We start from the raw sequence: 15,677 nt of genomic DNA, 5'->3' as shown, positions 1-15,677 counted from the left end.
GAAGTGAACATTCTCGAAATTAGGCTTCGCCGATCTCGGTGGTCAACAGCGTCCAAGGCCGGAAAGCTTTCAGCGCGAGGTACTTGTTTGCATCCTGTTGATGTCGCTGAGCCAGCGTTCGCGATCGGTGACGCGCTGGGCCGCGTGCTCGGCGACCTCGGGATGCGGGAGGACCAGGAACCGGTCCGCCGCGATGCTCTCGAACAGCGCGTCCGCCACCTTCTCGGGACCGATGGCGGTCGAAAGCAATTGCAGCTCAGTGGATTCGAGTTCCGCCTCGTAGGCTTCGGTACGCACGGCACGCGGGCAGATCGCGTGCACGTGGACGCCGAGGTGCCGGTACGTCACCGACATCCATTCGGCGAACGCGAGCGACGCGTGTTTGGAGACCGCGTACGGCGCGGATCCGATCAGCGTGAGCAAAGCCGCCGACGAGGCCACCGAAACGAACCGGCCCCGGCCGCGGTCCAGCCAGTCGGGCAGCAGGTCACGGGCGGCTTGGACATGGGCCATGACATTGACGTCCCAGGACGTGGCCCAGTCGTCGTCGGAGGCCTCGGGGCCGCCGGTGCGCAGGACGCCTGCGTTGGCGCAGTAGACGTCCACGGCCCCGCCCAGCAGTTCGCGGGCCGCGGGTACCAGGCGATCGGAGGCGTTGCCGGGCAACGCCAGCCCGCCGATCTCGGCGGCGACCGCCGCGGCCCGGTCGGGATGCCGGTCGTTGACCACCACCCGGGCGCCCGCTTCGGCGAACCTCCTCGCCAGCGCGGCGCCGATGCCCCGGCCGGCGCCGGTGACGACGACACCGGCACCGAGCAGGGCGGCGACAGGATCGTCCCCACGCCCGTTGTCCACATTCATCTCCTCGATCATGGCGTTGTCAGGCCGTGACGGGGGCTTCGGTCAGCCGCCGCTCGAGTTCCCGGCTGGTGGCGTAGTCCGGCAGGAGCCCCCGCTCCTTCGCTTCGGCGAGGGTGATCGCCGTCCGGTCCCGCTCGGACAGGATCGGCTCCGCACCGATGTCCAAGGACAGGCCCAGCGCGGGATCCAGCACCGAAAGGGCGAGTTCGTTCTGCGGCACATAGGTTCCGGAGATCATGTAGGACATGACGGTGTCGTCCTCGAGCGCCACGAACGCGTGGCCGAGCCCGACGGGGAAGTACATCGTCCGGTGGTCCCGCTGATCCATCAGGACCACGTCGGTCTTGCCGAACGTGGGCGAGCCGACCCGGATGTCGACCACGATGTCCAAGGCACTGCCGCGCGCGCAGTAGACGTACTTCGCGACACCCGGCGGTGTCACGGTGTAGTGGACGCCTCGCAGGACACCGCGCTTGGACACGCTGTGGTTCGTCTGCGCCACCCGGAAAAGCGGGGCGCCGTTGGCCTCGACGAAAGCCTCTTCCTGGTACGGCGAGAGGAACATGCCCCTGTCGTCGGGGAAGACGCGAGGGGTGAACTCGATCGCGCCTTCGACGGCGAGTTTGCGTGCTTGCACGGCTTGCTCCTGTGATCGATCTGGTCAGAGGGAGGACAGCACTTCGCGGACCGCGTGGATGACCTTGTCCTGGACGTCCGGGTCGAGCGCCGGGTACATCGGCAGCGAGAAGATCTCGGTGGCCAGTTTCTCGGTGACCGGGAGCGAACCCGTCTCGTAGCCGAGGTGGGCGAACCCGGTCATGGTGTGCACCGGCCACGGGTAGCTGATGTTGAGGTGGATGTCGTACGCCTTGAGCCGCTCGAGGATGTCGTCACGCCGCGGGTGCCGCACCACGTACACGTAGTAGACGTGCTCATTGCCGGGCACGGTCCGGGGAAGCTTCAGTTCGGTGTCGCCGAGACCCTCGGCATAGCGCTCGGCGATGGCCCGGCGGGCGGCCGTGTACGTGTCGAGCCGCTTGAGCTTGCGCCGCAGGATCTCGGCCTGGACCTCGTCCAACCTGCTGTTGTGGGCAGGCGTCTCCAAGGTGTAGTACTGCGTGTCCATGCCGTAGTACCGCAGCCGCCGCAGCTTGCGCTCCACTGCTTCGTCGGACGTGATGGTCGCGCCGCCGTCGCCGTACGCGCCGAGCACCTTGGTCGGGTAGAACGAGAACGCGGCCGCGTCACCGGTCGAGCCGGCGATCACGCCGTTCTGCTTCGCCCCGTGCGCCTGGGCGCAATCCTCCAAAATGGACAGACCGTGCTTCGCGGCGAGTTCCTTGAGCGGGGCCATGTCCACGCACTGCCCGTACAGGTGGACGGGCAGCAGGCATTTGGTGCGTTCGGTGATCGCCGCCTCGACCTGACCGGTGTCCATCAGGAAATCGTCTTCGCGGACGTCGACGAAGACCGGGGTGGCGCCCGTGCCGTCGATCGCGACCACGGTCGGGGCCGCGGTGTTCGACACCGTGATCACCTCGTCGCCCGGACCGATCCCCAGCGCCTGCAGGCCGATCTTGATCGCGTTCGTCCCGTTGTCGAGACCGACACAATGCGAGACCCCGTGGTACGCGGCGAATTCCGACTCGAAACCGCGCACACTGGCGCCGAGTACGAGCTGTCCAGAATCGAAGACCGTCTCGACCGCGTTCAGCAGGTCGAGCCGCTCGTTCTGGTATTCGGCCTGGTAATCCCATACACGCGTGGTCATGCGCGAGCCTTTCCGTGAACTGAGAGGGAATCGAGGGCGGCGGTTCCCCGCGGCTGTGCCACCGCGGCGTTGATACAGGCGAGAAGAGTGCGGGCCTCGACGCTGACGTAGTGCCCGTGCCGGGTGAGCGCGGTGAGCTGCGCCGGGGTGACCCAGGCGAAGCCGGGCGGCGGATCGATCGTGCCGTCCGCGTCGACCACAAGATACCGGGCCCTGGCGTTGAGGAAGCGGCCGCCTTCCTCGGAATGGACGGCCTCGTAGCGGATCCGCGACCGGGGCGCGTCCTGGACGAAGTCGAGGAACGGCGGCCGGTTCTCCGCGGGCAGGTGCGCGTAGTTGAGGGGCGTGCGCTGGACCGTCGGCGCCAACTCGACGGTGTCGAGGAAACCGGCGTCGGCGCGGGCGTGCACCAGGACATGCGGCACACCCTCGATCTCGCGCATGAGGAACGCGACGACACCCTCGCCGACGGATTCGAGCAACGGCTGAGTCCAGCTGATCTTCTCGCGGTTGCTGCCCTTCACAGCGACAGCGCGGACGTTGAAGAACCGGCCGTCCTCGTGCTCGATCGCTTCGACGCCCTGTTTCCAGCCGCCCACGTCCTTGAGCGGGATGCGATGGGCGCGCACGTCATGGCGTGAGCGTTCGTTCGTGAACCACGAAAGGAGCTGGACGTCGGAGAACAACGCGCCGGGAGCCGTGTCGTGGTAAGGCAAACACGACAGGACGCTCCTGGCGTTCATGTTGATCGTCTCGTCCTCGTGCATCAGCTCCGCGATCTGGCCGAGGGTGAGCCAACAGAAGTCGTCCTCTTGCGGCACGTCGTCGACGGTCTCGACGATCATGTTGCGATTGGACTTGCGGAAGAACCAAGACCCTTGCTCCGCTTGGAGAACGTCGACGATGACCCGTTCGGGGTCGGGCGGGGCGAAGTACTCGATCAGTTTGACGTTCGTGCCGCCGTGCGCCTTGGTGTAATTGCTGCGGGTGGCCTGCACCGTCGGCGAGAGCTGCACCAGATTGGGGTTCCCTGGCTCCATTTTGGCCTGCATCAGGAAATGCAGGACGCCGTTGAATTCCTTGGCCAGGATGCCGAGAATGCCCACTTCGGGCTGTTTGATGACCGGCTGCTGCCATTCACGGTAGGGACCGTCGCCGTGGGGGCCGTCGTGCTCGACCACGTGCAGGCCCTCGATCGCGAAGAACCGTCCGCTGCGGTGCACGAGATTGCCGGTGGCTCCCTCGAACCACCACTGGTCCATCTCCGCGAACGGGATGCGCTCGACGTGGAAAGCGTTGGCCTCACGACGTTCCGCGATCCAGGCGCGCACGTCCTCGGTCCGCAGGTGCACCCCGTCGGTGGTCGCGGCCGACAGGGCGATCCGGTCGGTGTGGTCACGGTCGTCGCGGCGACGCACCGCGTTTCGCGGGACGAGACAGGGCAGCATCAAAGGACTCCTTGTCATGACCACCGCGCGGTGCTCAAGCCATGTCGTTGAAGGTAGCTTCGAGTGATCTCGACGGTCCAGACCGTCCAATTCCCTTGAGCGGTAAAGGTGACGTGGTCTTCGGCGATGTCGCGAAAGCCACTTTCGCAACGCACCCACGCAGCGACCGGTGGGCCGGTTCGCAGTCAGGGCGAAGACGTGACTCGCGTGATCAGGCGCCGCACTCGCGTGATCAGACCCGGAACTCACGTGATTAGAGGCGGAACTCTTGAGTGCGGCGTCCAATCACGTGAGTTACGGGTCTGGTCACGTGAGTTCCGGGTCTGGTCACGTGAGTTACGTGGACCTGCTCCTCGCCTAGAGTGGTTGTTCCTGCTGGGTTTTCGCCGTTTGCGTGGTCCACGCGCGGTGCTCGGTTTCCCGCACCTCTTCCTCGGCGGTCTGCTCCACTCTCTTCATCGCGAACCGCAGGATCGGCGGTGCCATGAGCGAGGTGACGATCGCGACGAGGATCACGATCGTGTAGATCTCCACGCTGAGGATGCCCAGCCGCAGGCCCACCATCGCGACCACGATTTCGATGACGCCGCGCGCGTTCAGTCCCGCGCCGAGCGCCAGTCCCTCCCATTTGTTCAGGCCGCTGAGCCGCGCGCCGGCGTACGCGCCGACGAATTTGCCGATGATGGCCAGCGCGAGCACCGCCAGCCCGGTGAGGAGGACCTGCGGGCGGATCAGCGCGGTGAGATCCATGCGCAACCCGGCCGTGGCGAAGAAGATCGGCGCGAAGACCGACAGGACCACCGTGCGCAGAGGCGCGAGCTTGGCCGGTTCCACCTTGCCCGCGGTGCTGATCAGGATGCCGCAGAGGAAAGCACCGAAGATCGCCTCCAGCCCGAGGGCTTGCGTCCCCGCTGAGGCGAGGAGTATCAGGACGACGGCGGCGGAGACGGTGAGACCGGGGCCCTCGGACTTGGCGGCGGTGCGCAACACGCTCCGGACCAGTGGCCTGCCGATGGTGAACGCGAAGACGAGGACCCCGAGCAGGTAGCCGAGCGAGAGGAGCACCGCGCCGGTCGACACCGCCGTGACCGCCATCGCGCTGACGATGGACAACATGAACCAGCCGAACGCGTCCTCGATCGCCCCGGCGGCGAGCGTGAGCTGTCCGACGTTGCGGTGCAGCAGTTTCATGTCCATCAGGGTCTTGGCGATGACCGGGATGGCGCTGACGCACAACGCCACGCCGAGGAAGAGCGCGAAGACGGTGATGTCCGTGCCCTCGGGAATCAGCATCTTGGGCAGGACGTAACCCGCGCCGATCCCCAGGCCGAGTGGAACGATCAGGCCGCCGAGACCCACTCCCGCGGCCGCGGCGCGCCGACGGCGGAGCAGACCCATGTCCATCTGCATGCCGGTGAAACCGACCAGCAGGATGACACCGATCTGGCCGACCGCGTCGAGCAGGTGGTACTGCTCGCTGACGGCGGGGAACAACCAGCCGTGCAACCCCGGTGCGGCCCACGCCAGCAGGGACGGGCCGAGGAGCACCCCGACGACCAGTTCGCCGACGACCGCGGGCATCCCGAACCGGGCGGCCAGCCTGCCGAACACCACGGCGAGCAGAAGCAGCAAGCCGACCTGGAGCAAGAAGATCAGGAGACTGTGCGCGGCGATCGGGGCGATCGGCGCGGGAAGCGAGAGAAGCACCTTCCTCCTTCGGGAAAGAACCACCGTTGGCAAACGGATCAGCCGGGTCCGGAGACCCTCGTGCTCAACCGCCGGGCCGCGCCCATCGAGTCGCAACCCGCCAGGCCGAGCGCGTTCCGGAGTTCGGTGGCGAGCAGGTCGAGCGTCTGACGGACGCCGTCCTCGCCCGCCGCGGCGAGCCCCCACATCACGGGGCGCCCGACCAGTACGGCCGACGCGCCGAGGGCGGCGGCCTTGAGGATGTCCACGCCGTTCCGGATTCCCCCGTCGAGCAGCACTTCGCAACCACCGGAAACCGCCGCGGCGATCTCGCCCAGCATCTCGATCCCCGGTATGGCGCCGTCCAACTGACGACCTCCGTGGTTGGACACCACGATTCCGGCCGCCCCCGCGTCGACCGCACGCGTCGCGTCCTCGACCGCGAGGATCCCCTTGAGCACGACCGGAAGGTCCGTATGGGCACGGACGGCCTCCACGGATTCCCAAGTGGCGGGCGCGAACTCGCGCGCCGTGTGGTCGGCGACGGCCGAAAGTCCTTGTGTCCGGCGGTGCGCGGCCGCCCCGGCGTCGAAATTGGCCGCCGTCACGGAATCCGGCAGCGCGAAGCCGTTCCGCATGTCCCGCAGGCGCCGTCCCATCCACGGCACGTCGACGGTGAACACGATCGCCTCGCACCCGGCGTCTTCCGCGCGGCGGACGAGTTCGAGGGATCGCTTCTCGTCGCGCAGCCAGTACAACTGGAACCACGGCCGCCCGCCGACGGCCGCGATCTCCTCCAGCGGGACACTGCTCAGGGTGCAGATGGTGTACGGCACCCCGGCGTCCCGCGCCGCGCGGGCCGCCGCGAGTTCACCCGCTGGGTGGAACAACCGCTGGTACGCGACCGGCGCGACCGCCATCGGCAGGGCGGTGCGCCGGCCGAAGAGCTCGACCTCGGTGGTGCCGCCGGTCAGCTCGCGCAACATCCGGGGGATCACGAAGATCCGCTCGAGTGCGGCGCGGTTGGCCTCCAGCGAGGCCTCGGCGCCGCTGCCCCCGGCGAGAAAGTCCCACATCTCGCCGGGGAGGACGTCACGGGCGGCCCGTTCGAGGTCGTCCAGGCAGAGGTGGGTCATCGCCGGGCGGGACCGAGCTTGCTCTGTCCGGTCCGCTCCAGCTCCACGGCTTCGTACAGGGCCTTGATGTTGGAACTGCCGAACGTTCCCGCGCCCTGCCGCTCGATGATCTCGAAGAAGATGGTCTTCCGCGGATGCGTGGAGGCGGTGAAGATCTGGAACAGCTGGCCGCCGTGGTCCTCGTCGGCGAGCAGTTTCGTCTCCCGCAGGTCGTCCAGCGAGTGCGTCTCCAGCTCGATCCGCTCGCCGAGCAGGTCGTAGTAGGCGTCCGGGGTCTTCAGGAATTCCACGCCGCGCGCGGAAAGCTCCTTGACCGCGCGCACCGCGTCCGCGCTGGTGAAGGCGATGTGCTGGACGCCGGACCCGTGGTGCTCCTTGATGAAGTCGTCGATCTGGCCGGGGTCGGCGGTCTTGTCGGGCTCGATCAGCGTGAGGGTGACCGATCCCGACGCGCTCTGCACGACGGTCGAGTTCATCGCCTGCGCGCCGACCACGATGTGCTCTTCGAAGATCTGCTTGAACCCGAGGGCGCGCTCGTAGTACGCCACCGTGGGGCCGAGGTCACCCGCGTTGAGGCAGACCGCGAAATGGTCGATCGCGAGCAGTTCCAGTGCTCCCCTGCCGCGGAAGGCTTCCGGCGCTTCACCGGTGACGTCACGCTGGATCAGGGTGTGCACGACGTCGCCGAAACCGCCGACGGTGGCCGTGATGACCGAATCCGCGCGCTCAGCCGGCTCGCGGATGGCCTCCGCCCCCGCCTTCACCGCGGCCTCGAAAGCGGCGGCCACGTCCGGAGTGCGCAGCCCGATGTCGGCCACCCCGTCGCCGTGGGTCTGCAGGTACGTCGCCCCCGGGTGCCGGTCCGAAGTCGGCTCGGTGAGGACCAGCGCGATCGGCCCCTGCCGCAACGTCACGCTCCGGTGGTCGGCCGACCGGTCGGTGGAGGCGACGGAAAAGCCGTATTTGTCCATCCAGCCGGACGCGGCCACCTCGAGGTTGGCCACATACATTTCCACATGGTCGATCTCGAAATTCTGTGTGGTTTCTTGAGAAGACAAGACATTCCTCCGTGGAATAGATGTAATCCTCGATCTCAGGATGGCCCGGAGCCCCTTGAGCATCAATGGTGTCCGCTTGACACTTACGTCCACATAGGACAGACGCGGGCTCAGCGGCCCGCGAACCGCACCGGGAGCTCGCGATATCCCTGCACGACGACCGCGCGCAACCAGGACGGTTCCTTCACCAGCTCCACTCGCGACACCCGCTCGGCGACCTCACGCAGCACGACAGCCAGCTCGATCCGCGCGAGCGCGGATCCGAGACAGTGGTGCATGCCGTGGCCGAAGGCGATGTGCCGATTGGGTTTCCGGTCCGGCAGGAAGGTGTCGGGGTCTTCGAACACGGCCGGATCCCGGTTCGCGGCGGGCAGCCAGGCGACCACCGGCGTCCCGGGTGGCAGGTCGCGGCCGTTGATCGTGACTTCACTCGTCGACACCCTGAGCACGTGCATCGCGGGCGAGGTCCAGCGCAGCACCTCGTCCACGACGGTGTCGACGTCCGCGCTCCCGTCCCGTACCCGCGCCAGCAGGCCGGGCACGGTGGCGAACGCGTGCACCGCGCCGGTGATCGCGTGCCGGGTGGTCTCGTTGCCGCCGATCAACACGTTGTCGCAGTTGAGAACCACGTCGTCGATCGAGAGCTCGTCGTCGGACAGCAGGGTGCTGACGAGATCTTCGCCGGGGCTTTCGCGGCGCGCGCCGACCAGTTCGTCGAAGTAGACGAGGATTTCGGTATGCGCCTGACGCGGCGTCATCCCGTCGAACAGTTCGTCCTCACCGCCGAAAGCGTGATTGGTCAGGTCGATGAGCATGTCCTGGTCCTCGACGGGAACGCCGAGGATTTCGCAGACGACGGCGGCGGGGATACGCGGGCCGATCGCGGCGGCGACGTCGCACACCTCGCCGTCGAGCACTCTGTCGAGCACGCCGCGCACTTCCGTGCGCACGCGCTCCGAAAGCTTCCGCGCGGCCGCCCTCGACAGCAGCGGCCCGACCAGCTTGCGCAATTTGCGGTGCTGGTCCTGTTCGGACACCACCATCATCTGGCCACCCGAGTTGTCCGGATGGTCGCGGTCGAAGCCGATCATCATCCCGTATTCGGAGGTGAACGGCGCGGAAGGGCCGAGGACGGCGGCACACGCCTGATGCGAGAACACCGACCAGAAACCGCCGGGCGAACTGCCCGGCTCGCTCCACACCATCGCGTCTTCCGAGGCGAGCTCACGCCAGCGGCCGTGGCGGTCCAAGGTCGTGTACAGATCGGGGTTGCCGAGATCGACGGCGTTCGTCGTCTGCATGAAGGTGTCTCCAGGTCAGGTGTGTGCGCCGTCGAGCACCTTGGCGAGTCGCGCCACCGTCGGCGCGTCGAAGAAGGCCTGCACTCTCAGCCGGATCTTCAGGCGTTCGCGGATACGGCTCACCAAACGGGTCGCGAGCAGCGAATGGCCGCCGATCTCGAAGAAGCTGTCCTCGACGCCGACAGTGCTGACGCCGAGCACGTCGGCGAACAGCTCGGCGAGGATGATTTCCGTGGGAGTGAGCGGTGCCCGCCCCGCCGCCGCGCGCCCGGCGTGCTCCTCTTCAGGAGTGGGCAGGGCGACCCTGTCGATCTTGCCGTTCGGCGAGACCGGCAGGCTCGGCAGGCTGACGACCACATCGGGTATCAGGTACGAAGGCATCCGCTCACGCAACGGCGGGAGGAGATCGTCCGCCGTCACCCGCTCGCCGCCGGTGCCGACCACGTAGGCGACCAGCCGGTTGTCGTGCGCCGTCACCACCGCCTGGGCCACGCCGTCCACCGAGAGCAGGGCGGCCTCGACCTCGCCCGGCTCGATCCGGTGGCCGCGCACCTTCAGCTGGTCGTCGGCGCGGCCGACGAAGACGTACTGGCCGTCCGAACGCTTTCGCACCCTGTCCCCGGTGCGGTACATGCGGCCGCCCGGCGTGCCGAACGGATCCGGCAGGAACCGTTCCGCGGTCGCGGCCGGCCTGCGGAGGTAACCGCGGGCGAGGCCGGGGCCCATCGTGTACAGCTCGCCCACATCCCCGTCCGGGACGGGCCGCAGCCGCTCGTCCAGGACGTAGGTGCGGACACCGGTGATCGGCCTGCCGATCGGCGGGGTGTCCTCACCGGTCAGCGGCTCGCTCGCGGTCACCGCGACGGTGACCTCCGTCGGGCCGTAGGCGTTGATCATCACGCGGTCCATGGCCCAGCGTTTCGCCACCGGAGCCGGGCACGCCTCGCCGGCGACCAGGAGGGTCAGCCCCGCGGGCAGGCCGCCGGACTCCTCCAGTGGCGCCAGCGCGGACGGCGGCAGCGTGACGTGGGTGATGCCCTGGTCTCGCACCAGCTTGCCGAGCGGCTCACCGGGGACCAGATCCGGAGCGGAGGCCAGCACCAGGCAGCCACCGGCCTGCCAGATCGGCCAGAACTCGGCGACGGCGGCGTCGAAGCTGGGCGAGGCGAAGGCCAGCAACCTGCTCTCCGGCACCAGGTTCTGGCGGCGCACGTAATCGTCGGCGAGGTTCGGGATCCCGCGATGCGTGACCAGCACGCCCTTCGGCTTCCCCGTCGAGCCCGAGGTGTAGATGACGTACGCGGGATGATCGGGACGCAACGGGCCGAGACGTTCCCGGTCGTCCAGGTTCGGCTCGGACAGGCCCGGCTCCCGTTCCACGCTCAGCACGACGGGCGCGCCGGCCACGTCCTGGCCCGGCAGGCACAGCAGGCAGTGCGCCGCCGTGTCGTCCAGCATGTGCCGCTTGCGTTCCTCCGGATAGTCCGGATCGACGGGCACGTACGCGGCGCCCGCCTTGTGCACGGCCAGGATCGCGATGACGAACTCGATCGACCTCGGCATCGCCAGCGCGACCAGCCGTTCCGGGCCGACCCCGTGTGCCACGAGCTTCCGCGCGAGCCGGTTGGCCTCGCCGTTCAGCTCGGCGTAGGTGAGCGTGGTGGTGTCCATCGCCACCGCCGGCCTGTCCGGCAGCACGGCTGCTGTCGCCTCGAACAGGGCCGGCGTCGTGGCCGCCGAAAGGACGGTCATGCGGTCTCTCCCAGTGTCTCGCGGGATTCCGTGCGCAGGAACCGGAGGAGCTCGCGGTTCACCGCTTCCGGGTTCTCCAGGTAGCCGAAATGCCCGCAGCCGGGAATCGTGCGGTGTGTCGCGCCGGGGATCGCGGCGGCCAGCTCCCGCCCGGCTTCCGGCGGCGCCACGAGATCGTGCTCGAACGAGACGACGTGGCTGGGCACCTTGATCGAGCGATAGGCCTCGAGGCGGTCGGGCAACGCGCTCAGCAACAGCTGCGCGCGGACACCCGGCCCCCAGGCCCCCGCCGCGGCGAACAGGTCGAGCCAGTCGCCCGCGAGGTCGTCGTCGGCGAGTGTCGCGGGCCCCAGGTTGTGCATGGCGCGAACGGCGGCGAGGAAATCCGGGGGCAGCTCGATACCCCGCTCGATCAGTTCCGCCTCGCCTTCCGCGAGTACCCGCTGGACGAGACTGCTCTTGCCGCAGGCGGCCATCAGCAGGACCGAGTCCAGCAGTTCCGGATGCGTGAGTGCCAGCTCCTGCGCGATGTAGGAACCCATCGACGTGCCGATCACGCGGCACGGCACCGCGTCCAGGTAGTCGATCAGGGCGGCCACGTCCGCGACGAGGTCTTCGATGGTGAACCCGTCCGTGCCGTCGTCGCTCGGCGGGATCCCGCGATTGTCCATGGTGATCACCCGGAAGCCGGCGGCGCGGAGTACGGGGATCTGGTGCAGATCCCACACCGAACTCGGCGCCCCGGTGCCGGTGAGCAGCAGCACCGGCGGGCCGTCACCACAATCGTTGTAGGACAACCGGATCCCGTTCTCGGTTGTCATCAGCATGATGCTCCTGTCGGGAGTGCGGCTTCTGCGCCGCGATTCGATGGTGAGGCCGCCGGTGAATTCCTGGCGAAAGTGTTTCCCCTCAACGGGTCCGTCCTCGCCGGATGGGCGGCACGGACTCGACCGTACCTTCAGAGATCGAGTGTCCGGAGGATTCGGCGATGGACAGCCGGAGCGCGACGGAAATCATCGCGCCGTCCACCGCCTTTTCTTGACACCTCAACGGCGTATGGAAATCCTAGTATTCATGGATTCAAACGGTCTGTCCACTCAGCTGAACGTGGAAACGCTGCACGGATCGCTCACTGATCCGGCCATCTCGTCGATGAATCTGCTCAACGAGCTGATCGACGAATACCCTGTGGCCATTTCCATGGCGGCAGGACGGCCGTACGAAGAGTTCTTCGACATCAGCCTCATTCACCAGTACATCGACGCCTATTGCGACCATTTGCGGCGCGATCGGAAACTGGACGAGGCCGGGGTCACCCGCACTCTCTTCCAATACGGCACCACCAAGGGCGTCATCGCCGATCTCATCGCCCGGAATCTCGCCGAAGACGAGAACATCGACGCCGCCCCCGAATCGGTGGTCGTCACCGTCGGCGCCCAGGAGGCCATGTTCCTGGTCCTCCGCACGCTGCGGGCGAGTGACCGGGACGTGCTGCTCGCCCCCGCCCCCACCTATGTCGGGCTGACCGGCGCGGCGCTGCTCACCGACACCCCCGTCTGGCCGGTGCGGTCCAACGAGAACGGCATCGACCCCGACGACCTCGTGCTCCAGCTGAAACGGGCCGACGAACAGGGCAAGCGGGTCCGGGCCTGCTACGTGACCCCCAACTTCGCCAACCCCACCGGCACCAGCATGGACCTGCCCTCCCGCCACCGTCTTCTCGACGTCGCCGAGGCGCACGGAATCCTGCTCCTGGAGGACAACGCGTACGGGCTGTTCGGCTCCGAGCGGCTCCCCGCGCTGAAATCCCTCGACCGGTCGGGGTCCGTGGTCTATCTCGGCTCCTTCGCCAAAACCGGGATGCCCGGCGCCCGCGTCGGCTACGCGGTGGCGGATCAGCGGATGGCGGGCGGCGGCCTGTTCGCCGACCAGCTTTCCAAGCTCAAGGGCATGCTCACGGTGAACACCTCCCCCATCGCGCAGGCGGTGATCGCCGGGAAGCTGCTGCTCAACGATTTCAGCCTGACCAAGGCCAACACCCGGGAAATCTCCATCTACCAGCGCAATCTCCACCTGACGCTGGGCGAACTGAGCCGCAGGCTCGGGTCTTGCGAGGGCGTCAGCTGGAACACTCCGACGGGCGGCTTCTTCGTCACCGTCACCGTGCCTTTCGTCGTCGACGACGATCTGCTGGAACGCTCGGCCCGCGACCACGGCGTGCTGTTCACCCCGATGCATCACTTCTACGGCGGCAAGGGCGGATTCCACCAGCTCCGGCTGTCGATCAGCCTGCTCACCCCGGAACTGATCGAAGAGGGCGTTTCGCGGCTGGCGGACCTGATCACCGCGCGCCTCTGAGGTCTGTGCGATAGCGCGTGAAGGCCCCCTTCCCTCGGCTGAGCCGAGGGAAGGGGGCCTTCACGCGCTTGGGGGAACCTCGGGTTCGTGGCGAATACGACGTTCTTTCAAGAGACCGACGTGGGTTGTGTGGAAATAGAGACAGTGAGCGTCCCTATTTCCACACAGTCTCAGGTCTCCGGCGTCCCGGCTGTCGCGATCGGGCCGGTCACGCGGGACTGTGTGGATTTCTGGTCATCTAACGTCCCAAAATCCACACAGTCGGCGTCGTGGGTGTCTCGTGAGCGGTGAGAGGAGCAAGGCGAACTTGGCGGGTCACTGCTTGCGTGCCGGCTTCGGGTGTCGCGAAAGCCACTTTCGGGACGTCTGATGTCCTGAAAGTGGCTTTCGCGACACCAGGGTGGCGCGGATCGGTCACGCGGATCCCGAAGCCGGTCCGGCGTTGGCGTCGAAGGAACTGCCGGAGTAGTCCGAGTCCAGTACGGACACGGCGTACGTGGCGGGCGCGGCGAGTACGGCCGCGACGCCGATGGCGAGCCCCGCCGTCACCAACCCGGTGGACGAGCTCTTGCGCACTCGCGCCAGAACCAGCACGACGAGCGCGATCACGCCCAGCGCGAGCGTGCCCCACCTCGCCCACGGTAGGAAGTTGGGATAGTGCGACCAGAGCCACGCACTCCAAGCCAGCTGGGCAGCGATCGCGATCGGCAGTATCCAGGCCGCCCGGCCGCCGCGCTGGTACGCCCGCCAGAACGTCACGATCCCGAGGGCGGAAAGGGCGGCGATCGCGGGGGCGAACGAGGCGACGTACGCGGTGTGCGCGACGTCCCCCAGGCTGAACACGACGGTGAAGGTCACGAGCCACACGCCCCACATCACCAGTCCGCCGCGCACCGGATCGGTGCGCTCGGACCGGCGCGACCACCAGAGCCCGCAGAGCAGGGCCAGGAAGGCCAGCGGGAACAGCCAGGAGATCGCGACGCCGAGGTGACCGTCGAGCAACTTGTTCCACCCCAAGGGGTCTGTCCGGCTCTCGACCTTCGACTGGTCCATCTGGGGAGGCGGTCCGCCACCCGGTCCCACGATCACGTCCCCGTTGGGGAGCACCAGCACGTCTCCAGGTCCGGGCTGGCCCTGTCCCGGCCCCGGCTGCCCCGCTCCCGGCCCCGTGTCACCAGGCCCGGTGTCCCCAGGACCAGGCCCCGTGTCTCCAGGTCCGGTGTCCCCGGGTCCCGGCCCGGCGCCCGGCCCCGTGTCGCCGGGTCCGGTGTCTCCGGGGCCCCGGTCGCCGGGCCCCTGGCCGAGGTCACCCGGACCGGCTTCCGACAGGTTCAGCGGATGGTCGGGCGGACCGAGCGACGGTGCCCCGCCCGCCCGGCCGGCGTCCGGCACGGCGCCGGGGATGTTGATGCCCACCCGCGCGAGACCGTTGTATCCGAACACCATCGCGAAGGCGCTGTTGTTGGTGGTGCCACTGACATACGGACGGGCGTTGGCCGGGGTGAAGGTGTACAGCGCGATCCACGACAGCGAAACCGCCAGCATCACCACTCCGGCGATCCCCACATGCTTCACCCGGCGGCGGGTCTCGATCGGCGCGGTGAGCAGGTAGCCGATCGCCAGCGCGGGCACGATCATCCACGCCTGCATCATCTTCGCCTGGAAGCCGATCCCGATCCAGACTCCCGCCCACACCAGCGATCGGAGCCGCCCCTCGAGGACGGAACGCTGATACGCGTCGACGGCGAGCACCAGGCACATGGTCAGCAGACCGTCCTGCATGCTGTGCCCGAACATGGACGCGGCGACCGGGGTGAGGGTGAAGATGCCCGCGGCGAGCAGTCCGGGCACGACGCCCGCCCAGCGCCGCACGACCCGGTACATCACCAGTACCGAGATCACGCCCTCGATCACCTGCGGCAGCGCGAGGGACCATTCGCTGTAGCCGAAGATCTTGGCCGAGACGACCTGCGGCACGAATGAACCGGCGAGCTTGTCGAGCGTCGCCGTCGCCTGCGGGTCGACGGCGCCGAACAGGAACGCCTTCCAGCTCCCGGACATGCTCTTGACGGCGTCCGAATACAGGGGCGCGTAGTCCACCCGGGGCAGGTTCCAGGCGTAGAGGACCACCGCGACGAACGCGATGCCCAGCAGCGCGGGCCGGGCCCACGGCGGCTGACCGGCGGGCGAACGCCAGACGGCCCAACGGTTTCGCCCGCTTTCGGGAGGAGGCGAGTCCTGGGGTGGCGACGGCAGATGAGTGAGTATTGCGGACACTCCGGTACCTCCGGGCGTGATACGGCGTC

At 67.9% G+C, this 15,677-nt stretch carries 12 protein-coding genes; 1 reads left to right on the top strand and 11 read right to left on the bottom strand.

Going from position 1 to position 15,677, the window contains the following annotated elements:
* Positions 1 to 69: 69 nt before the first annotated feature.
* The 10 genes from HDA45_RS28690 to HDA45_RS28645 all read right to left on the bottom strand — a co-directional run bounded on the left by HDA45_RS28690 (position 70) and on the right by HDA45_RS28645 (position 11,840).
* On the bottom strand, positions 70 to 855 hold the full coding sequence (locus tag HDA45_RS28690; protein ID WP_343072177.1) for an SDR family oxidoreductase: 786 nt from the start codon (positions 853 to 855) through the stop codon (positions 70 to 72).
* 25 nt (positions 856 to 880) lie between these two features.
* Complete coding sequence (locus HDA45_RS28685) at positions 881 to 1,498, bottom strand: dTDP-4-dehydrorhamnose 3,5-epimerase family protein (RefSeq protein WP_184900498.1); 618 nt, start codon at positions 1,496 to 1,498, stop codon at positions 881 to 883.
* Positions 1,499 to 1,522: 24 nt separating this feature from the next.
* The gene (locus HDA45_RS28680; RefSeq protein ID WP_184900496.1) at positions 1,523 to 2,632 is read right to left on the bottom strand and encodes a DegT/DnrJ/EryC1/StrS family aminotransferase; all 1,110 of its coding nucleotides are present in this window, start codon (positions 2,630 to 2,632) and stop codon (positions 1,523 to 1,525) included.
* Positions 2,629 to 4,080 carry an NDP-hexose 2,3-dehydratase family protein gene (locus HDA45_RS28675; RefSeq protein WP_184900494.1) on the bottom strand — a complete coding sequence of 484 codons (1,452 nt, stop codon included), beginning with the start codon at positions 4,078 to 4,080 and terminating at the stop codon, positions 2,629 to 2,631. Before HDA45_RS28675 ends, HDA45_RS28680 begins: the two co-directional genes overlap by 4 nt.
* 357 nt (positions 4,081 to 4,437) lie before the next feature.
* On the bottom strand, positions 4,438 to 5,787 hold the full coding sequence (locus tag HDA45_RS28670) for a cation:proton antiporter domain-containing protein (protein ID WP_184900492.1): 1,350 nt from the start codon (positions 5,785 to 5,787) through the stop codon (positions 4,438 to 4,440).
* 38 nt (positions 5,788 to 5,825) lie between these two features.
* A complete protein-coding gene (locus HDA45_RS28665; RefSeq protein WP_184900490.1) occupies positions 5,826 to 6,902 on the bottom strand; it encodes an alpha-hydroxy acid oxidase in 1,077 nt (358 codons plus the stop codon).
* A complete protein-coding gene (gene hppD, locus HDA45_RS28660; RefSeq protein ID WP_184900488.1) occupies positions 6,899 to 7,960 on the bottom strand; it encodes a 4-hydroxyphenylpyruvate dioxygenase in 1,062 nt (353 codons plus the stop codon). The genes HDA45_RS28665 and hppD overlap by 4 nt, the downstream gene beginning before the upstream one ends.
* A gap of 110 nt (positions 7,961 to 8,070) precedes the next feature.
* Positions 8,071 to 9,261, bottom strand: a complete 1,191-nt coding sequence (locus tag HDA45_RS28655; protein ID WP_184900486.1) for a cytochrome P450 — start codon at positions 9,259 to 9,261, stop codon at positions 8,071 to 8,073.
* A 15-nt stretch (positions 9,262 to 9,276) separates the two neighbouring features.
* Positions 9,277 to 11,013 (bottom strand): amino acid adenylation domain-containing protein, encoded by a 1,737-nt coding sequence (locus tag HDA45_RS28650; RefSeq protein WP_184900484.1) that lies wholly within the window; start codon positions 11,011 to 11,013, stop codon positions 9,277 to 9,279.
* On the bottom strand, positions 11,010 to 11,840 hold the full coding sequence (locus HDA45_RS28645; protein WP_184900482.1) for an alpha/beta fold hydrolase: 831 nt from the start codon (positions 11,838 to 11,840) through the stop codon (positions 11,010 to 11,012). The genes HDA45_RS28650 and HDA45_RS28645 overlap by 4 nt, the downstream gene beginning before the upstream one ends.
* Positions 11,841 to 12,087: 247 nt before the next feature.
* Between HDA45_RS28645 and HDA45_RS28640 the strand changes: the two genes are divergently transcribed.
* On the top strand, positions 12,088 to 13,371 hold the full coding sequence (locus tag HDA45_RS28640) for an aminotransferase-like domain-containing protein (RefSeq protein WP_184900480.1): 1,284 nt from the start codon (positions 12,088 to 12,090) through the stop codon (positions 13,369 to 13,371).
* Between the two features lie 414 nt (positions 13,372 to 13,785).
* On the opposite strand, the gene HDA45_RS28635 is transcribed toward HDA45_RS28640, so the two are convergent.
* Positions 13,786 to 15,648, bottom strand: coding sequence for an ArnT family glycosyltransferase (locus HDA45_RS28635; RefSeq protein ID WP_343072176.1), 1,863 nt, complete (start codon positions 15,646 to 15,648; stop codon positions 13,786 to 13,788).
* Between the last annotated feature and the right edge of the window lie 29 nt (positions 15,649 to 15,677).

Source organism: Amycolatopsis umgeniensis, from assembly GCF_014205155.1.
Lineage (GTDB): Bacteria > Actinomycetota > Actinomycetes > Mycobacteriales > Pseudonocardiaceae > Amycolatopsis > Amycolatopsis umgeniensis.
This window is presented reverse-complemented; position numbering and strand designations above follow the sequence as displayed.

Excerpts from the sequence above, each read along its gene's own strand:
- HDA45_RS28655 (WP_184900486.1), bottom strand. The coding sequence starts at position 9,261 with ATGCAGACGACGAACGCCGTCGATCTCGGCAACCCCGATCTGTACACG.
- HDA45_RS28675 (WP_184900494.1), bottom strand. The coding sequence starts at position 4,080 with ATGCTGCCCTGTCTCGTCCCGCGAAACGCGGTGCGTCGCCGCGACGAC.
- HDA45_RS28680 (WP_184900496.1), bottom strand. The coding sequence starts at position 2,632 with ATGACCACGCGTGTATGGGATTACCAGGCCGAATACCAGAACGAGCGG.
- HDA45_RS28640 (WP_184900480.1), top strand. The coding sequence starts at position 12,088 with ATGGATTCAAACGGTCTGTCCACTCAGCTGAACGTGGAAACGCTGCAC.
- HDA45_RS28650 (WP_184900484.1), bottom strand. The coding sequence starts at position 11,013 with ATGACCGTCCTTTCGGCGGCCACGACGCCGGCCCTGTTCGAGGCGACA.
- HDA45_RS28665 (WP_184900490.1), bottom strand. The coding sequence starts at position 6,902 with ATGACCCACCTCTGCCTGGACGACCTCGAACGGGCCGCCCGTGACGTC.
- HDA45_RS28645 (WP_184900482.1), bottom strand. The coding sequence starts at position 11,840 with ATGCTGATGACAACCGAGAACGGGATCCGGTTGTCCTACAACGATTGT.